General features: G+C 44.1%; 17 protein-coding genes. 10 read left to right on the top strand and 7 right to left on the bottom strand.

From position 1 onward, the window contains the following. Positions 1-7: 7 nt before the first annotated feature. Genes ABIC84_RS11630 through ABIC84_RS11620 form a run of 3 tightly spaced genes read right to left on the bottom strand, consistent with a single transcriptional unit; the run spans position 8 to position 1,531 of the window. Positions 8-409: a ribonuclease E inhibitor RraB gene (locus ABIC84_RS11630; protein WP_426583475.1), complete on the bottom strand. Its 402-nt coding sequence runs from the start codon at positions 407-409 to the stop codon at positions 8-10. A gap of 19 nt (positions 410-428) precedes the next feature. Continuing rightward, on the bottom strand, positions 429-782 hold the full coding sequence (locus ABIC84_RS11625; RefSeq protein ID WP_426583473.1) for an MmcQ/YjbR family DNA-binding protein: 354 nt from the start codon (positions 780-782) through the stop codon (positions 429-431). Continuing rightward, on the bottom strand, positions 782-1,531 hold the full coding sequence (locus ABIC84_RS11620) for a hypothetical protein (protein WP_429263660.1): 750 nt from the start codon (positions 1,529-1,531) through the stop codon (positions 782-784). Before ABIC84_RS11620 ends, ABIC84_RS11625 begins: the two co-directional genes overlap by 1 nt. A gap of 78 nt (positions 1,532-1,609) precedes the next feature. Here ABIC84_RS11620 and pepT point away from each other — a divergent pair, with 78 nt between their 5' ends. Next, complete coding sequence (gene pepT / locus ABIC84_RS11615) at positions 1,610-2,860, top strand: peptidase T (RefSeq protein WP_429263659.1); 1,251 nt, start codon at positions 1,610-1,612, stop codon at positions 2,858-2,860. A gap of 41 nt (positions 2,861-2,901) precedes the next feature. Next, the gene (locus ABIC84_RS11610; RefSeq protein WP_426583467.1) at positions 2,902-3,396 is read left to right on the top strand and encodes an N-acetyltransferase family protein; all 495 of its coding nucleotides are present in this window, start codon (positions 2,902-2,904) and stop codon (positions 3,394-3,396) included. Between the two features lie 7 nt (positions 3,397-3,403). On the opposite strand, the gene ABIC84_RS11605 is transcribed toward ABIC84_RS11610, so the two are convergent. Genes ABIC84_RS11605 through ABIC84_RS11595 form a run of 3 tightly spaced genes read right to left on the bottom strand, consistent with a single transcriptional unit; the run spans position 3,404 to position 4,695 of the window. Then, on the bottom strand, positions 3,404-3,574 hold the full coding sequence (locus ABIC84_RS11605; RefSeq protein ID WP_189549082.1) for a hypothetical protein: 171 nt from the start codon (positions 3,572-3,574) through the stop codon (positions 3,404-3,406). Between the two features lies 1 nt (position 3,575). After that, complete coding sequence (locus tag ABIC84_RS11600) at positions 3,576-4,163, bottom strand: zeta toxin family protein (protein WP_429263658.1); 588 nt, start codon at positions 4,161-4,163, stop codon at positions 3,576-3,578. Continuing rightward, entirely contained in the window at positions 4,156-4,695 is a 540-nt protein-coding gene (locus ABIC84_RS11595; RefSeq protein WP_426583463.1) for a GNAT family N-acetyltransferase, read from the bottom strand. The genes ABIC84_RS11600 and ABIC84_RS11595 overlap by 8 nt, the downstream gene beginning before the upstream one ends. Positions 4,696-4,765: 70 nt before the next feature. Here ABIC84_RS11595 and ABIC84_RS11590 point away from each other — a divergent pair, with 70 nt between their 5' ends. Together ABIC84_RS11590 and ABIC84_RS11585 are read left to right on the top strand one after the other, a co-directional pair. Beyond that, complete coding sequence (locus ABIC84_RS11590; RefSeq protein WP_429263657.1) at positions 4,766-7,126, top strand: prolyl oligopeptidase family serine peptidase; 2,361 nt, start codon at positions 4,766-4,768, stop codon at positions 7,124-7,126. A gap of 88 nt (positions 7,127-7,214) precedes the next feature. After that, positions 7,215-7,778 (top strand): suppressor of fused domain protein, encoded by a 564-nt coding sequence (locus tag ABIC84_RS11585; RefSeq protein WP_429263656.1) that lies wholly within the window; start codon positions 7,215-7,217, stop codon positions 7,776-7,778. Between the two features lie 44 nt (positions 7,779-7,822). Here ABIC84_RS11585 and ABIC84_RS11580 read toward each other — a convergent pair whose 3' ends face one another. Continuing rightward, a complete protein-coding gene (locus tag ABIC84_RS11580; protein WP_429263655.1) occupies positions 7,823-8,431 on the bottom strand; it encodes a murein L,D-transpeptidase catalytic domain-containing protein in 609 nt (202 codons plus the stop codon). Between the two features lie 66 nt (positions 8,432-8,497). Here ABIC84_RS11580 and ABIC84_RS11575 point away from each other — a divergent pair, with 66 nt between their 5' ends. The 6 genes from ABIC84_RS11575 (at position 8,498) to ABIC84_RS11550 (ending at position 16,510) form a co-directional block, all read left to right on the top strand. After that, on the top strand, positions 8,498-8,923 hold the full coding sequence (locus ABIC84_RS11575; RefSeq protein ID WP_429263654.1) for a hypothetical protein: 426 nt from the start codon (positions 8,498-8,500) through the stop codon (positions 8,921-8,923). Between the two features lie 126 nt (positions 8,924-9,049). After that, entirely contained in the window at positions 9,050-9,514 is a 465-nt protein-coding gene (rimP, locus tag ABIC84_RS11570) for a ribosome assembly cofactor RimP (protein WP_429263653.1), read from the top strand. A gap of 3 nt (positions 9,515-9,517) precedes the next feature. Beyond that, positions 9,518-10,753, top strand: coding sequence for a transcription termination factor NusA (gene nusA / locus ABIC84_RS11565; protein WP_429263652.1), 1,236 nt, complete (start codon positions 9,518-9,520; stop codon positions 10,751-10,753). A 65-nt stretch (positions 10,754-10,818) separates the two neighbouring features. Continuing rightward, complete coding sequence (infB, locus tag ABIC84_RS11560; RefSeq protein ID WP_429263651.1) at positions 10,819-13,935, top strand: translation initiation factor IF-2; 3,117 nt, start codon at positions 10,819-10,821, stop codon at positions 13,933-13,935. Between the two features lie 211 nt (positions 13,936-14,146). Continuing rightward, positions 14,147-15,712: a M28 family metallopeptidase gene (locus tag ABIC84_RS11555; RefSeq protein ID WP_429263650.1), complete on the top strand. Its 1,566-nt coding sequence runs from the start codon at positions 14,147-14,149 to the stop codon at positions 15,710-15,712. Positions 15,713-15,940: 228 nt separating this feature from the next. After that, a complete protein-coding gene (locus tag ABIC84_RS11550; protein ID WP_429263649.1) occupies positions 15,941-16,510 on the top strand; it encodes an RNA polymerase sigma factor in 570 nt (189 codons plus the stop codon). The last annotated feature ends 10 nt before the right edge of the window (positions 16,511-16,520 follow it).

Genomic DNA, 16,520 nt, shown 5'->3' with positions numbered 1-16,520 from the left:
AATAATATTACTGATCGGGAATGGTGCCCCAGCCATCAAACTCACAATCAAATTTATAAGCAAGGCTACACATCTGGTTAATCCATGATGCTACAACTGCCTCTTTCATTTTTACTTTGTCAGACCAGCCGGTAATAATGAATAGTTTTTTATCCCCTTCAGAAACACCGAATTTTACCTGGTAGCTTAAATTGGATAATTCCTGCGCAAATATCTGGGCCTTTTGATATGTATTGGTGTAAAAGAAAAACTCAAGCATCAGCTCCCTGTCTTCGTCAACATTTAGCTCCCTGAGCTTTTCCATAAGTACCGGCAACATGTTAAGCTGTATTGCCGATTTTTCACTGAATGCTTCTTCCGATACAAATTGTCCGTTATCCTTCTTACCGAAAAAACTGAATAGCCCCATGAGTATAATATGAATTTGCTTATAATACAGCTATCTCCGCCTGCACTCTCTTCGGCAGGCTTTTAACCACTTCATTGTATGAGTGATCAATCATTTCGCAGAGTTGTTTTCGGGTAAGAGCGCCGTTCATTTGCACGGTGTTCCACATTTTTTTGTTCATGTGGTAGCCGGGCTGCACTTCGGGGTAGCGTTCGCGGAGTTCAACAGCCCATTCAGGGTCGCATTTAACATTGAACCTGTCGCCGGTTTGTAAACCTGTTAACAGAAAGATCTTTTCAGCAATTTTAAAAACCAGCGTATCCTCGCCAAAGGGGAAGCCCTCGGTAACGCCTGGCTTTTGCAAACAATAATCGCGCAGTTCTTCTATGTTCATTACCTGAAATTTCTGACCAATTTAGTGTAGGATACTGTATTGCCAAAGTTATACTTAAACCCAATGCTATATTGAACAAACTGATCGGGCGCATTGTTCTTAAATTTTTGAGGGTTATCATTGTAGCCGTCAAGCCCTTCCCCAAAAGTATAGCTGTGCTGAACGCCAAGGGTTATGGTGTAACCTACCTGGTCGTAATCATCGTAAATTTTAAACTCATAGCCCAATCTTAACGGTATCATAAGGTTGATGCTCTTATCTTTTCCCTGAAAACCCTCGGTTTCGCCAACCGGCCCATGGTTCTCATATCCGGGAGGGTTCGAACGTTGTACAAACGCCATCTTATTTTTTATTGCACCAATGCCCGAGCCTATATAAAAGTTTTTAAGTACGTTTAAAACGCCGCTGTTACTATAATCAATGATTTCGCCCATTTGTAAATCGGCACGAAGGACAAGCGCTAAAAAATTATTTTTTGATTTGCGGCCAAACTCGTCTGTACTGGGTGTAAGGCCGCCGCCTTCAATAGTTCCAAAATGAAAATCAAGCGCCATTGGTACATAAGGACTGTAGTTGTAAGTTAAATTGAGCGTACCCCCGGGATGCCATACTTGTTTTTTAAGGTCATCGAACCCACGAGCGTAATTGACACCTCCGCCAATGCCCCATTCATAATAATTAAAACCACTTTGGGCTTTTGCCATAGCCGAAGCACAAACCAAAACAAAAAGTAGAAAATATTTTTTCAATGTATAATTTTAATCAATATTTACAACTGGAGATGGCATTAACCACCGCCTAAATTTCCCCTAATATAAAAGCTTTATATGAATTTTAACTCATTCATTAAGTTCACAGTAGCCGAACGCTTCTTGCGCTACGTTACCATTGATACGCAATCAGACCCTTCTTCGGTTTCATTTCCATCAACAGAAAAGCAAAAAGATCTTGCCCGGCTGCTGGTTGATGAACTGTTGGCTATGGGTATAGCCGATGCACATTTAGACGAGTACGGTTATGTCTATGCTACTATTCCGTCAAATACTGATAAAAAGGTGCCCGTAATTTGCTTTTGCTCGCATATGGATACCGCGCCCGATTGCAGCGGAAAGAATGTAAAACCTTTAGTCCATAAAAACTACCAGGGCCAGGATTTAATATTGCCGGATGACAATACCCAGGTGATCCGCATGGCCGAGCATGCCGATCTGAAAAACCAATTGGGCAACGATATAATAACAGCCAGTGGCACCACGCTGCTCGGCGCCGATAACAAAGCCGGTGTGGCCGAAATTATGGATGCCTGCTACCAGCTCATCGGCCACCCCGAAATTAAACATGGTGATATCCGGATCCTGTTTACACCCGATGAGGAAGTTGGCCATGGTGTTGATCATGTGGATATTGCCAGGCTGGGTGCTTTTGCCGCTTATACTATGGATGGCGAAAGCGCAGGCAACATGGAGAATGAAACCTTTTCGGCAGATGGGGCGAGGCTTACTATTAACGGTGTAAGCTCACACCCCGGTTTTGCCAAAGGGAAAATGGAAAGTGCTATTAAAATTGCCGGGCAAATTATTGCTGCCCTCCCTGATGAACTTTCGCCGGAACATACTGAAGGAATGCAGGGCTTTGTGCATCCGGTAGGTATGGAAGGGCATGTGGAAACCGCTTCTATCGATTTTATAATCCGGGATTTTGATGAAAATAAACTCGCAGATCATGTTGATGTTATCCGCCAAACTGCTGATAATGTATTGAAGAAATTCCCAGGCTCAACGTTTGATATTGCCGTGAGCCAGCAATACCGCAATATGAAAGGTTTGCTCGACCAGCATCCGCAAATTGTGGATTATGCAATGGAGGCCATTAACCGCACAGGCTTAACAGCTAAGTTATGCAGTATCCGCGGCGGTACCGATGGTTCACGGCTTTCGTTCATGGGCTTGCCTTGCCCTAACATTTTTGCCGGCGAACATGCTTTTCACAGCCGGCACGAATGGGTATCGGTACAGGATATGCAAAAAGCGGTTGAAACCATTTTGCACCTGTGCATGATCTGGGAAGAAAGAAGTTAAGACATACGACTTTTCTTAATAACACAAAACTAAATTTGAAGATGTATACAATACGTACTGCCACCTTAAACGATGTGGAAACTATCCGTGATATTGCCGATAAAACATGGTGGGTAACCTACAGCCCCATTCTTGAGCGCGAACAGATATCCTTTATGCTTGGCGAGATTTACACGACAGAGAAAATAACCAAACAGGTTAAAGAAAATCAGCAAACTTACCTGTTACTGGAGGAAGAAGGCAATCCGGTGGCATTTGCAGCCTATTCGCCCCGCGAAGAGGATCCGGAGATCTACAAATTGCATAAACTTTACTGCCTGCCCGAAACGCAGGGCAAGGGCTACGGAAAAGTATTGATTAACGAGGTGGCCCAAAAAACTAAAGATGCCGGTAAGAAAACGCTGGAACTTAACGTCAACAGGTACAATAACGCCAAATCATTCTATGAAAAAATGGGGTTTACCATAGCCTATGAAGAGGATATAGCCATTGGTAAATACTGGATGAACGATTATGTAATGCGGAAGGAGTTATAAGTGATTGTTATTTGGCGGGAAGGGTTTTTAAAAGCTCTTTTGCGGGTACAGCTTTGAAACTGCCGTCTTTATCTCCAATGATAAGGCTTTCGTTGTTGGCAGCGGCAGTTTCAACCAGTTTGCGGTTTGCCCGCTTCATGCCTTCAAGCACTTTTTCAGCAAACTCGTTTATATCCATTTTATGTGTTTTTGTTGTCATTAGCTTGCGATAAAATCGTTTCCCAAATATCGGGTGTTATAATATTGATTTTAAGTTCATCCGCACTTTGTGCAACAAACACCGGCCCAAGATCCGTGTTGTTTGCAATCAGCCATTTATCACAAAGAGGTATATACAAAGATACCAAATTTCTTATTCCCCGGTAATATCTCCGTTCTATTACATCGGCAGGGATATTATGGCCTCCTTTACTGACTCGTTTAGCTACTCGTTCCATTGCCATTTCAGGAGAGCTCAACCAAAAAAACAATAAAGTAACTTCATATCCTTTTTGCCGGGCTCTTTTAACCAAAGATACATAACTCCGGGTTGAAAGCGTTGTTTCAAAGGCAAAGTCAACTCCCCGGTTCAGCAACTCATCAATTCGTTGCAGCATGATCCGGCCGGCTTCGAATGCAACACTTTCCGGATTGAAGGGAGATAGTCCCGCCGCGATGTTATCTGCATTTACAAACTCATTACAGTTAAGCAATTCGGGCAAAACTGTATAGCTTGCCGTGGTTTTACCGGCACCGTTACAACCTGCTATGATATACAAATTAGGCATCCTGTGAATTTAGTTGTTCATCCTTAAAAATAGCATACATATATTTATCCATCACCTCGCCATTTTTAATAACTGACCTTCGTAGTACGGCCTCTTGAATATAACCTGCTTTTTCGAGCACCCGTATGGATGCCCTGTTTCTATTATACACACCGGCTTCTAAGCGCAATAGCGAAAAATGTTCAAAAGCATAAGTGGTCACCAGTTTTACTGCCGCGGTTGCTAAGCCCTTTCCCCAATGTTCTTCACCAAGCCAATAGCCTATTTCGGCCGTTATGCGGCTTTCGTCGGTAAAAAGTTCAACACCAATGCCGCCGCAGGCTTCACCGTTAACTACTATGGCAAAGTTGGTTAAAGGTTTCTGGTTTTGGGCCAGGTTCACCCAAAATAGCGCATCCTCCATAGTGTAAGGATACGGGAACCTGTCGCGCAAAAAAGCCGATACTTTCGGGTTATCCGCATGCTTTTGAAGTGATGCTTCATCACCCGGTTGCCACGCCCTCAATAAAAATCCGTTGCCCAGTAGTACCATTTTGTAACAATAAAATGCTTAAAAATAGCAATCATTAGCCAAACTGTTAAATTGCATGCTTTATTGAGATATGAAAAAACTGTTAGGCTTATTGTTCCTGATCCCGATAACAGGCGCCTTTGCCCAAAAGCTGGATTCCCTTAGCATCGATAAAATTATGCGCGACCCTAAATGGATCGGTGTATCTCCCTCCAATATCAATTGGGCTAACGATAGTAAAAAGATCTACTTTAAATGGGATGATGATGCTTCAGGAGATACGCGCTTATATTCGGTTAACCCACTTGATAACAGGGTACAAAAAGTCAGCATTGCCGAACAGCGTGATCTGGCGCCGGGTAACTGCGAATGGAACAAAAAGCACAGCCAAAAGATACTTAGTAAAAATGGCGATCTGTTTTTATACGATGTAAAAGCTAATAAAACTACCCGGCTAACCAATACCGTAGGACAGGAGGAAAGTCCGGTTTTCAGCGGCGATGAAACAAAGATCATTTACAAAGAAGATAATAATCTTTTTGCCCTGAACCTGAATAGCGGCAGCTTGGTACAGCTCACCAATTTTGTACGCGCCACTACCGATAAAAAAAGCAAGGATAAGCCTAATGAGCAAGAACAATGGCTCAAAAAACAACAGCTTGAACTATTTGATATTATTAAAAAAGAGGCTAAAGACGAAAAAAAGGACTCAACAGAAACGGCATTGCTCAAACCTGATAAGTTGAAGGAGATTGCCTTTGGTGATAACAGACTGAGTGCTGTACAGATCAGCCCCGATAGCAGGTTTATCACTTACAAACTTACCAAACGTGCCGACGGGGTTCAGAATGCCATAGTACCTAATTATGTTACCGCATCGGGTTTCACCGAGGACATACCTAACCGTTCAAAAGTGGGCCGGCCATCGTCGACCTCAGAGACGTTTATTTACGATAAGCGCCGGGAAGCTGTTTACCCGGTTATTACATCAGAGATCCCCGGCATTAAAGACCTGCCCGATTACTTAAAAGATTATCCCGAAGAATTAAAAGCCCGCCAAAAAGAAAACGCCGACAGGCAGGTAAATATTGATGGCGTTTTATGGAATCAAAGTGGCAGTAACGCGGTGGTCATCATCTCGGCACAGGATAATAAAGACTGCTGGATCATGCGCCTTGACCCGGTAACCGGCAAGCTAAGCCTGCTTGACCGTCAGCGGGATGAGGCCTGGATCGGTGGCCCCGGCATTGATGACCCCGGGAATGCCGGTTTTATTGACGATACCCATTTTTTTTACCAAAGTGAGGCCAGTGGCTACTCGCATATTTATGTGGTTGATGTAACCAGCGGCGCCAAAAAACAACTCACCAGCGGCAAATGGGAAGTGCAAACTTTGCAGCTAAGCCAAGATAAAAAGACGTTTTACTTTACTGCTAATATTGATCATCCGGGAATAACCCATTTTTACAGGATCCCGGTTGGGGGCGGCACCCCCGTTAAAATTACCGGTATGAAGGGCGGCAATGAGGTAACACTTTCGCCGGATGAAAAATGGTTGGCTATTCGTTACTCTTATTCAAACCGCCCCTGGGAATTATATATCCAAGCTAATAAACCGGGCGCAAAAGCCGTAAAAATAACCAACTCTGTTTCGGCCGAATACTTGTCGTACTCCTGGCGCGACCCGGAGATCATCAACTTTAAAAACCGCTACGGTACCGATGTTTATGCTCGTCTGTATCAGCCTAAAAAGCAAGATCCTGCAAAACCAGCTGTGGTTTTTGTCCACGGTGCGGGTTACCTGCAAAATGTCACCTATTCGTGGAGTTATTACTTCCGCGAGTACATGTTCAATAACATGCTCGCCGATAATGGTTATACTGTTTTGGATATCGACTATACGGCGAGTGCCGGTTATGGCCGGGATTTTCGGACAGGGATCTATCGCCATATGGGAGGCAAAGACCTCACCGATCAGGTTGATGGCGTAAAATTGCTGGTTGAAAAATATGGCGTTAACCCGAAGCATGTCGGTTTGTACGGCGGCTCATACGGGGGCTTCATTACGCTTATGGGCATGTTCACCGAACCGGATGTTTTTGCTGCAGGTGGCGCTATCCGCTCTGTTACCGACTGGGCGCATTATAACCATGAATATACTTCGAATATCCTTAATGAACCTTTTACAGATGAACAGGCTTACCGAAAAAGTTCGCCTATTTATTTTGCCAAGGGCTTAAAAGGCAACCTGCTCATGCTGCATGGCATGATAGACCAGAATGTGAACTACCAGGATATCATTCGCCTCACTCAAAAACTGATAGAGCTGCACAAAGAAAACTGGGAGCTGGCTTCGTACCCGGTAGAAGACCACGGCTTTGAACAACCCAGCAGCTGGGCCGATGAGTATAAGCGCATTTATAAATTATTTGAGGGGACGTTGAAGAAGTAGGGTAACTACCTCCACCCGTCGTCCCGAATTAATTTCGGGATTCCATGTGCTTAGCCAGATAGACAAGTTAATAAAAATGCAATTTACAATGATGAGCATTTACAACAAACTGATCAAAGAGCCTTATATATCAAATTGGGGGAGCAACTTTGAAGAGAAGATATGGACAACGGGGCCTATCAATGAACTTGATAATAAACTTACAATTTTAGAATTTAAACCAACTGACAACAGAAAAATGTGGGCTTACGCAACATGCGGTATGTCTACATTTTCACATGAAAAGCCCATCGAACTACACTTGTTTTCCGCTATTCAGGATAACTCTATATTGGAACTGTTAACAAGTGTAGTTTACTTTTATAATATTGATCAAAATCTCAATTTAGGGCATACGGTTAATTTTGGCCGGCCATGGCAGGAAAATTCAGAGTGCAGCTACGGTTTAATTTCTTTACCTTATTTAGATGGACCTGATCTTGAATTGTTTGATCCTGGCAATAACCATAAAACAATATTTTTTTATTGGCTTATCCCTATAACATTACAGGAGCGAAACTTTAAAATACAAAATGGCCTGGACGCTTTAGAAGGGAAGTTTGAAGAAAGCCAGTTTAATTATCTCAATAGTGATAGAACATGCGTTGTATAACAGCTGTTTAAAATTGCGCTCGTTATAAACGGTCGCAAACCATGCTATTGATATATCCACATCAACACATGCTTCTTTTGTTTCTTTAACAGCACATCCACAGCTTTCATGATATTGTTTGAGATAGCAGGGCAGCCCCAGCCTTCGGGTGTACCATTGGGATAAACTTCATTTTCGGCAACGCGCTCCCAGGAGTGAAAAACGATTTGCCTTGCCAGGGCATTGTTGTTGGTACGCTCCAGCCCGTTTAAGTAATATTTTACATGAATGTCCCAGGCGCTCCAGGCACGGCCATCTATTTCGTATTTGCCCAAAGCGGTACAATGACTGCCATCCATATTACTAAATGATGGTTTGTCTTTTGACCATATGCCATTCCATGGGTTGCGCCCACAGCCATGGCTTACCAGTCCACTCATCAACATATTGTCTTTCTTAAAATCCCATACCACAAAACGCTTAACACCCGATGGCAGCGACATGTCAATTAAAATGCAATAGCGAGTGTTGTATCCCCGCTGCCGGCAAAATAAAAAGCTTTGCTTAGCTTTTGTTTTAACGCGGTCGAGGTCAATACGGGGCGGCACATCGGCGTTAACTTTAACACAGCAAAAGGATATTAAGAAAAGCAGGAATAAAGATCTCGGTTTCAATTGTGGCAGGTTTTGTGTTGTAAACAGAAATATCCGCTTTTTATTACAATAAACCTATCTTGCCAAATGAAAAAACTTTTTCCTTTATTACTTCCGCTAATGTTTTTATTTGGTTGTACAGGAACATCAACCCAAACACCAATAACCATTAAGACAGTTAATAACGGAAAAGCATTACAGGTAACAGGCTTCGATCCGGCTATCATTAACGACATCGGCCGCGACTCATCTGCCAAAGCCTGGGAAACGCTCATGGCTGTTTATCGCATGCCAGCCGATACCTCGTTGAAAAACCTGCAACCTGTACAGCCCGGACGCTATGTAATTAAAGATAATGTGATTATTTTTACACCCGATACAGCTTTCAACACACAGCAAACCTATTTTTTCCGTTATTATAATTTCGAAGCCGGCAGCACATTGACCGATCTGATAAGAAGCCATAGTAAACCCGGAACCCTGCACTATACAGATTTGATTTTTAAGCAATAAACTACCTATATGCTTGAAAATTTAATATTTTTGATTATATTTGCAACCGTTAATAAAAGAGGGGGCAATTAGTCCCCTCTTTTATTTTATCAATCAAAATTATTCTGTCAAAAACACCGGTGGGTAATGAATATTGAAAAAAGGGTAAAAGAACTGGTAGAAGAGAAAATAGCAGATAAGCCGCACCTGTTTATAGTGGATATCAAAATGCACCCGAACGGGAAGCTGATTATACTGCTTGATGGTGATAACGGTATCGGCATTGATGAATGTGTACAGGTAAGCAGGCATGTCGGCTTCCATCTGGAAGAGGAAAACGTAATTGAAACCGCTTATAACCTGGAGGTTTCATCGCCGGGTATTGATTATCCGCTATCGTCGCCAAGGCAATATGCCAAAAATGTTGGCCGCAACCTGGGCATTAAAATGAAAGATGGGGCTAAACGCGAAGGCACATTAACCGGCCTTACGGAGGATGCCATCACCATTGAAGAACAAGTAAAAGAAAAAGGGAAAAAAGCGCAGGTTATAGAAAGCGTTATCCCAATGGACCAAATAACAGAAACAAAGGTTTTAATATCATTTAAGTAAAAAATGAGCAATATTAATTTAATTGATTCTTTTCAGGAATTTAAAGATTTCAAGAACATTGACCGCCCTACCATGATGAGCGTACTGGAAGACGTTTTCAGAAGCATGATCAGGAAAAAGTACGGTACGGACGAAAATTGCGACGTAATTGTGAACACCGACAACGGTGACTTAGAGATCTGGCGCACCCGTAAAGTTATGGAAAATGGCTTTAGCGAAGATGATGACCTGGAGATAGAACTTGCCGAAGCACACCTGTATGACGCCGACCTTGAGGTTGGTGATGACTATATTGAACAGATCACTTTAGAAAGCTTTGGCCGCCGTGCTATTTTAGCCGCCCGCCAAACGCTGGTATCAAAGATCCTGGAATTAGAGAAAGACGAGATCTTCAAAAAATATAAAGACCGCGTTGGTGAAATTGTTACAGGCGAGGTTTACCAGGTTTGGAAAAAAGAAACTTTAGTACTGGATGACGAAGGTAACGAACTGTTGCTGCCAAAAACAGAGCAGATTCCGGCCGACTACTTTAAGAAAGGCGATAGCGTTAAAGCTGTTGTATCAAAGGTAGATATGCTGAACAGCAACCCTAAGATCATCATTTCGCGCACCGCGCCCGAGTTTTTACAGCGTTTGTTTGAGCTTGAAGTGCCGGAAATTTTTGATGGCCTGATTACCATCAAGAAAATTGTACGTGAGCCGGGCGAACGCGCTAAAGTTGCGGTTGAATCATATGATGACCGTATCGATCCGGTTGGTGCCTGCGTAGGTATGAAGGGTTCACGGATCCACGGTATAGTACGTGAGTTAAAAAATGAAAATATCGACGTTATTAACTTTACCAACAATGTTCAGCTATATATTCAGCGTGCACTATCACCTGCCAAAATCACTTCTATTAAATTAGATGATGAGAAAAAGACAGCGGCTGTGTATTTAAAACCCGACCAGGTATCATTGGCTATCGGCCGTGGCGGACATAACATTAAGCTGGCAGGAAAATTGACAGGCTACGAAATTGATGTTTACCGTGAAGCCGATGAGCATGACGAAGATGTGGACATCGAAGAATTTTCAGACGAAATTGATAGCTGGATCCTTGACGAATTTAAACGCATTGGTTTGGATACAGCAAAATCAGTATTAGCCCTAACCGTTGGTGAACTGGTAAAACGCACCGATTTAGAGGAAGAAACTGTAAAAGAAGTGTTATCAATTTTGAATGCGGAGTTTGAATAAACGTAATAAGCAAAATAAAAAGCGTATTTTTGCACCAAATTAGCAGAGAAAGTAAGTAATATTAAATGTCAGAAGACAAATCCATAAAATTAATTAAAGCAGTAAAAGAACTGAACATTGGCATGGGTACCCTTGTCGATTATTTAGCTACCAAAGGATACAAGGTTGACAAGCATCCTATGGCCAAGCTGGATAATGACATGTACAATGCCCTGTTAAAGGAATTTGCTGTTGACAAAAGTATTAAGGAGGAAGCTAAGCAGATCAGTATCGGAAAGATAAGGAAAGAAGAGCCTGCTGCACAGTTTCCTGAAAAGCCGGTTGAGAACCGCCGTTCGCGCGATTTTGAGAACGAAGAGATACTGATCAAGAATACAGGGCACTTTGCACAGCCGCAGGTTGAAAAACCTAAACCGGCCGAGCCGACTCCGGCAGCACAAGCTCCTGCACGTTCTGATGAGCGCAATGACGTATTACCTGGTGTTAAGGTAGTTGGAAAAATCGACCTTAACAACCTGAGTGCTAAACCACAGCCGCAGGCCGAGAAACCTGCGGAAAAACCAGTTGAAGTTGTTAAACAGCCAGAGCCTGTTGCACAGGCACCTGCGCCAACACCTGCACCGGCGCCTGCCGAGCCAAAAGTTGAAGCGCCAAAACCGGTAGCACCTGCTGCGCCCGAACCGCCAAAGGCTGAAGCACCAAAACCGGCAGCACCTGTTGTGCCCCCGGTTGCTGAAGCACCTAAGGCTGAAGAGCCGAAAGCGCCTGCTGCACCGATAGTTGAACAAACACCGGTTGTAACACCTCCGGCTGCTACTGAAACACCGGCTGATGACAGCCAGGAACCAGACGTGATCCGGGCTAAAGCCGAGCGTTTAACCGGGCCAAATATTATTGGTAAGATCCAGTTACCTGTTAACGCGCCAAAACGCAACCCGGTAGCTTCATCATCAAATTCAAATAATAACTCGGCCGATCATAAACGCAAACGTAAGCGTAAAGATAGCCAGGGCAACCCGCAACAAGGCGGCGGTAACCATCCGCATGGCCAGCAGGGCGGTGGTGGCAATCACCCGCAACAAGGTCAACAGCCAAGCGGTGGTGGTACCATTAATCCTAACCGCCCGGATTTCAGGAACCGTACACATGGAGCACCCGGAAACAGCGGGCCAGGTCAGGGCCAGGGAGGTCATGGCGGTGGTAACCGCCCGGATTTCAGGAACAACCGCAATAATCCGCCTCAACATACAGGACCGAAGGAAGAACCTTCAGAAAAAGACATACAAGACCAGATCAAGGCTACGCTTGCTCGCTTAAGTGGAGCAGGTAAGTCGGGCAAGTTTGCACAGCGTGCTAAATTCCGCCGTCAAAAACGTGATGACGTTGCTGCAAGTGCCGAAGAACTGGCAATGGAACAGGAACTGCAATCAAAAGTATTGAAGGTTACCGAGTTTGTAACAGCCAACGAGCTGGCAAGTATGATGGATGTATCTGTAACGCAGATCATATCTACCTGTATGAGCCTGGGTATGTTCGTTTCCATTAACCAAAGACTTGATGCCGAAACACTTTCAATTGTGGCCGATGAGTTTGGCTACCAGGTTGAATTTGTGAAGCCGCAGGATGAGGAAGCCAACCTTGACCAGGTTGATGATCCGGCCGATTTGGTGACACGTGCACCAATCGTAACCATCATGGGCCACGTTGACCACGGTAAAACCTCATTGCTCGACTTTATACGTAAAACCAACGTAATAGGCGGCGAAGCGGGTGGTATAACCCAGCACATTGGTGCTTACGAAGTAACATTGCCTGACAATAAAGGAAAGATCACCTTCCTGGATACACCGGGTCACGAAGCGTTTACCGCGATGCGTGCAAGGGGTGCACAGGTTACAGATATTGTAATTATAGTGATAGCTGCCGATGACAGCGTGATGCCGCAAACCCGCGAGGCCATAAACCACGCGCAGGCTGCAGGTGCACCAATCATCTTCGCCTTTAACAAAATTGATAAGCCGGGTGCCAATGCCGATAAGGTAAGGGAACAATTATCGGCCATGAATATTTTGGTTGAAGAGTGGGGCGGTAAATACCAGTCGCAGGAAATTTCGGCCAAAACCGGCTTAAATGTTGACTTGCTATTGGAAAAAGTATTGCTTGAAGCCGAATTGCTCGAACTGAAAGCTAACCCTAACAAACGTGCCGTAGGTACTGTTATTGAGGCAGCTTTAGATAAAGGTCGTGGCATTGTTACCACCATCCTGGTACAGGCCGGCCGCTTAAAAGTAGGCGACCCGATATTGGCAGGCTGCTACAGCGGTCGTGTTAAAGCGTTAACCAACGAGCGTGGCCAGCGTGTAGATTCAGCAGGACCATCAACACCGGTACAGGTATTAGGTATGCAGGGCGCGCCAACCGCAGGCGATAAATTCAATGCGCTTGAAAGCGAAGTTGAGGCACGTGAAATTGCTAACAAACGCCTGCAATTACAACGTGAGCAGGGCTTACGTACACAAAAACATATCACTCTTGATGAGATCGGCCGCCGTTTGGCAGTGGGTAACTTCAAGGAGCTTAACATCATCGTTAAAGGTGACGTGGATGGTTCTATCGAGGCCTTGTCAGATTCATTGTTGAAACTGTCTACCGAGCAGATCCAGGTGAACATCATTTCGAAAGCGGTGGGTCAGATCTCCGAATCAGACGTATTGCTGGCATCAGCATCCGACGCGATCATCATCGGTTTCCAGGTACGCCCTTCAGGTAGTGCCCGTAAATTGGCCGAAGCTGAACAGATCGATATCAGGCTGTACTCTATCATCTACGATGCGATCAACGAGATCAAAGCGGCGATGGAAGGTATGCTTGCACCAACCTTTGAAGAAAAGATTGTGGCTAACGTTGAGATCCGCGAAACCTTTAAGATCAGCAAAGTGGGTACTATTGCAGGTTGTATGGTATTGGATGGTAAAATTAACCGTAACAGCAAGATCCGCATCATCCGTGATGGCGTGGTGATCTACACCGGCGAACTGGCTTCACTGAAACGCTTTAAAGATGACGTAAAAGAAGTAAGCGCAGGTTATGAGTGCGGTTTGAACATCAACAACTTTAACAACATTGAAGTTGGCGATATCGTTGAAGCTTACGAAAACGTGGAAGTTAAACGCAAGCTGTAATTAAGTAAATCAGCTTTATAATATTGAAGGGCTTATCTGTAACGGATAAGCCCTTTTTTATTGGGATGTATTGCTAACCCAAGCCGCAGCCAGTTAAGCGATAGTAACTTAACAATCCTCCGCCATGTAACAACTTTGTTAACACAATATATTCCCAATTTTAATTTATAATAAATAGGTTTGTTTTAACTGATCTTATAATTTATTATATATGAAATTAAAACTACTCTTTTCGTGTTTAATTACGGCTGGTATTGCAGTACCATCGTTTGCACAGGAACCTGTTGATGCTGCCATGGTTCAAAAAATAAGGGAAGAAGGCCTTAACCATTCAAAAGTAATGGAAACGGCTTTTTACCTTACAGATGTTTCGGGCCCAAGGCTTGCCAATTCTCCGGGCTTAAAGCGCGCTCAAAACTGGGCTGTTAATCAGCTTAAAACCTGGGGCATGGCCAACTCCAAATTGGAAGCCTGGGGTAAATTTGGCAAAGGCTGGGAGGTTCAAAAAAACTATGCAGCTATCACGGTTCCTTACTATCATGCTATTATCGCCATACCTAAAGCATGGACACCAGGTACACATGGCTTGATCAAAGGCGAAGTGATGATAATCAAAGCCGATTCGGCAGCAGAGCTTGAGCAATATAAAGGTAAGCTGGCCGGCAAGATCGTGATATTTGATACTAAAGCACCAACAGAACGTACCTGGAAAGTGGATGCCGCCCGTTATACCAATGAGGAACTTACCGAAATGGCCAACGCGAAAGCTACGCCGGCCGGCCCGCGCAGGAACGCTGTGGACCCCAACGCCGCCCAAATGGCCGCTTTCCGTAAGCTACGTGCTTTCAGGACTGCATTAAGCCAATTTTTGGTTGATGAAAAAGCTGCCTTGGTGTTAAGCCAGGCCCGCGGTACTGATGGTACAGTGTTTACAACCAACGGCGCTTCATACGCCGATACCGCAAAAGCGGTAGCACCCGAGCTTGAAACCAGCAGCGAAGATTACCAGCGCATTTTGCGTCTTATAAAAGGCGGCCAGCCGGTACAACTGGAAGCTGATATTAAAACTCAATTCATTACCGATGACCTGCAGGGTTATGATGTAGTCGCTGAAATTCCCGGAACGGATAAAAAGCTGAAAGACCAGGTAGTAATGCTTGGCGGCCACCTTGATTCATGGCATGCTGCTACCGGTGCTACCGATAATGCAGCGGGCAGCGCGGTAATGCTGGAGGCCATGCGTATTTTAAAAGCGATTAACTTTAAACCCAAACGCACCATTCGCATCGCCTTATGGAGTTCGGAAGAGCAGGGCTTATTTGGTTCGCGCGGATACGTGGCCAATCATTTTGGCGATCCTAAAACGATGGAGCTTAAACCCGAACAAGCAAAGCTTTCGGCCTATTACAACCTGGATAATGGAACCGGCAAGATCCGTGGAGTGTATTTGCAGGGAGATTCGGCCGCAGCACCTATCTTTAAGGCCTGGCTTGACCCTTTTAAAGATCTTGGCGCCAGCACGCTTACCATTCGTAATACCGGCGGCACCGATCACCTTTCATTTGATGCCGTTGGTATTCCGGGCTTCCAGTTTATCCAGGATGCTATCGATTACGGTTCACGCACCCATCATAGTAATCAGGACACTTACGATCGTCTTATTGAAGACGACCTGAAACAAGCCGCTACCATTGTTGCTTCATTTGTTTACCATACGGCTCAACGTGCCGAAATGATCCCGCGCAAAGAGCTGCCAAAGCCACAACCTGCAAGGTAAAACTGTTACGATATTTATAGAAAAGCGATGCTTCCGGGCATCGCTTTTTTTGTTTAAACTTTATGCTATTGTCCTTTCAGTCGGGACTTAGTGTATTCATGGTTTATAACAGAAATGAACCAACACCTATGAAAAAAAACTGGTTATTAGCTTATTTTCCTTAAATAGAGCTGTCTGCAGGCGGTTAATTTCCATAAACCATTTTAATAAATTAATTTTGTATGTTTAATGAGCCTATTTATAAAACCCCAGAAACCAGGGAAATCAACAGACGAAGAACTACTTAGTGATTATCGCGCAAGCGGTAACCTAACAGTTTTGGGCAGCTTATATGAAAGATATATGCCCCTTGTTTATGGCGTTTGCCTTAAATATCTGAAAGATGAAGAACTGGCCAAAGACGCGGTAATGGGCATTTTTGAGGAGCTGGTTGATAAGGTTAAAAAGCATGAGATTAACCAGTTCAGGAATTGGGTGTATGTACTTGGGCGCAATTATTGCTTGATGCAGTTACGGAGGGGTAAAAAGATGGAGTTGGTTAATTTAGATGAAGTTGTGGAATTTACCCCCTTTTTGCATCCTGATGATAATAACAGGGAAGAGGCGTTGAAAGCTTTGGAGCACTGCATAGCAGGGTTAACCGGCGGACAAAAACAAAGTATCGACCTGTTTTATTTAAAAGAGAAGTGTTATAAGGAAATTGCCGGGATAACAGGATATACTTTAAATGAGGTAAAAAGTTATATCCAGAACGGTAAGAGGAATTTAAAAATTTGCCTCGAACGGAACAGTGCATAGTAAAAAGGCA

Source organism: Mucilaginibacter sp. 3215 (assembly GCF_050433785.1).
In the GTDB taxonomy this organism is placed as follows: Bacteria; Bacteroidota; Bacteroidia; order Sphingobacteriales; family Sphingobacteriaceae; genus Mucilaginibacter.
Note: the sequence above shows the minus strand (reverse complement) of the source record. Positions and strands in the feature narration are given on the sequence as shown.

Excerpts from the sequence above, each read along its gene's own strand:
- ABIC84_RS11630 (WP_426583475.1), bottom strand. The coding sequence starts at position 409 with ATGGGGCTATTCAGTTTTTTCGGTAAGAAGGATAACGGACAATTTGTA.
- ABIC84_RS11625 (WP_426583473.1), bottom strand. The coding sequence starts at position 782 with ATGAACATAGAAGAACTGCGCGATTATTGTTTGCAAAAGCCAGGCGTT.
- pepT (WP_429263659.1), top strand. The coding sequence starts at position 1,610 with ATGAATTTTAACTCATTCATTAAGTTCACAGTAGCCGAACGCTTCTTG.
- ABIC84_RS11610 (WP_426583467.1), top strand. The coding sequence starts at position 2,902 with ATGTATACAATACGTACTGCCACCTTAAACGATGTGGAAACTATCCGT.
- ABIC84_RS11605 (WP_189549082.1), bottom strand. The coding sequence starts at position 3,574 with ATGGATATAAACGAGTTTGCTGAAAAAGTGCTTGAAGGCATGAAGCGG.
- ABIC84_RS11600 (WP_429263658.1), bottom strand. The coding sequence starts at position 4,163 with ATGCCTAATTTGTATATCATAGCAGGTTGTAACGGTGCCGGTAAAACC.
- ABIC84_RS11595 (WP_426583463.1), bottom strand. The coding sequence starts at position 4,695 with ATGGTACTACTGGGCAACGGATTTTTATTGAGGGCGTGGCAACCGGGT.
- ABIC84_RS11590 (WP_429263657.1), top strand. The coding sequence starts at position 4,766 with ATGAAAAAACTGTTAGGCTTATTGTTCCTGATCCCGATAACAGGCGCC.
- ABIC84_RS11585 (WP_429263656.1), top strand. The coding sequence starts at position 7,215 with ATGATGAGCATTTACAACAAACTGATCAAAGAGCCTTATATATCAAAT.
- ABIC84_RS11575 (WP_429263654.1), top strand. The coding sequence starts at position 8,498 with ATGAAAAAACTTTTTCCTTTATTACTTCCGCTAATGTTTTTATTTGGT.
- rimP (WP_429263653.1), top strand. The coding sequence starts at position 9,050 with ATGAATATTGAAAAAAGGGTAAAAGAACTGGTAGAAGAGAAAATAGCA.
- nusA (WP_429263652.1), top strand. The coding sequence starts at position 9,518 with ATGAGCAATATTAATTTAATTGATTCTTTTCAGGAATTTAAAGATTTC.
- infB (WP_429263651.1), top strand. The coding sequence starts at position 10,819 with ATGTCAGAAGACAAATCCATAAAATTAATTAAAGCAGTAAAAGAACTG.
- ABIC84_RS11555 (WP_429263650.1), top strand. The coding sequence starts at position 14,147 with ATGAAATTAAAACTACTCTTTTCGTGTTTAATTACGGCTGGTATTGCA.
- ABIC84_RS11550 (WP_429263649.1), top strand. The coding sequence starts at position 15,941 with ATGAGCCTATTTATAAAACCCCAGAAACCAGGGAAATCAACAGACGAA.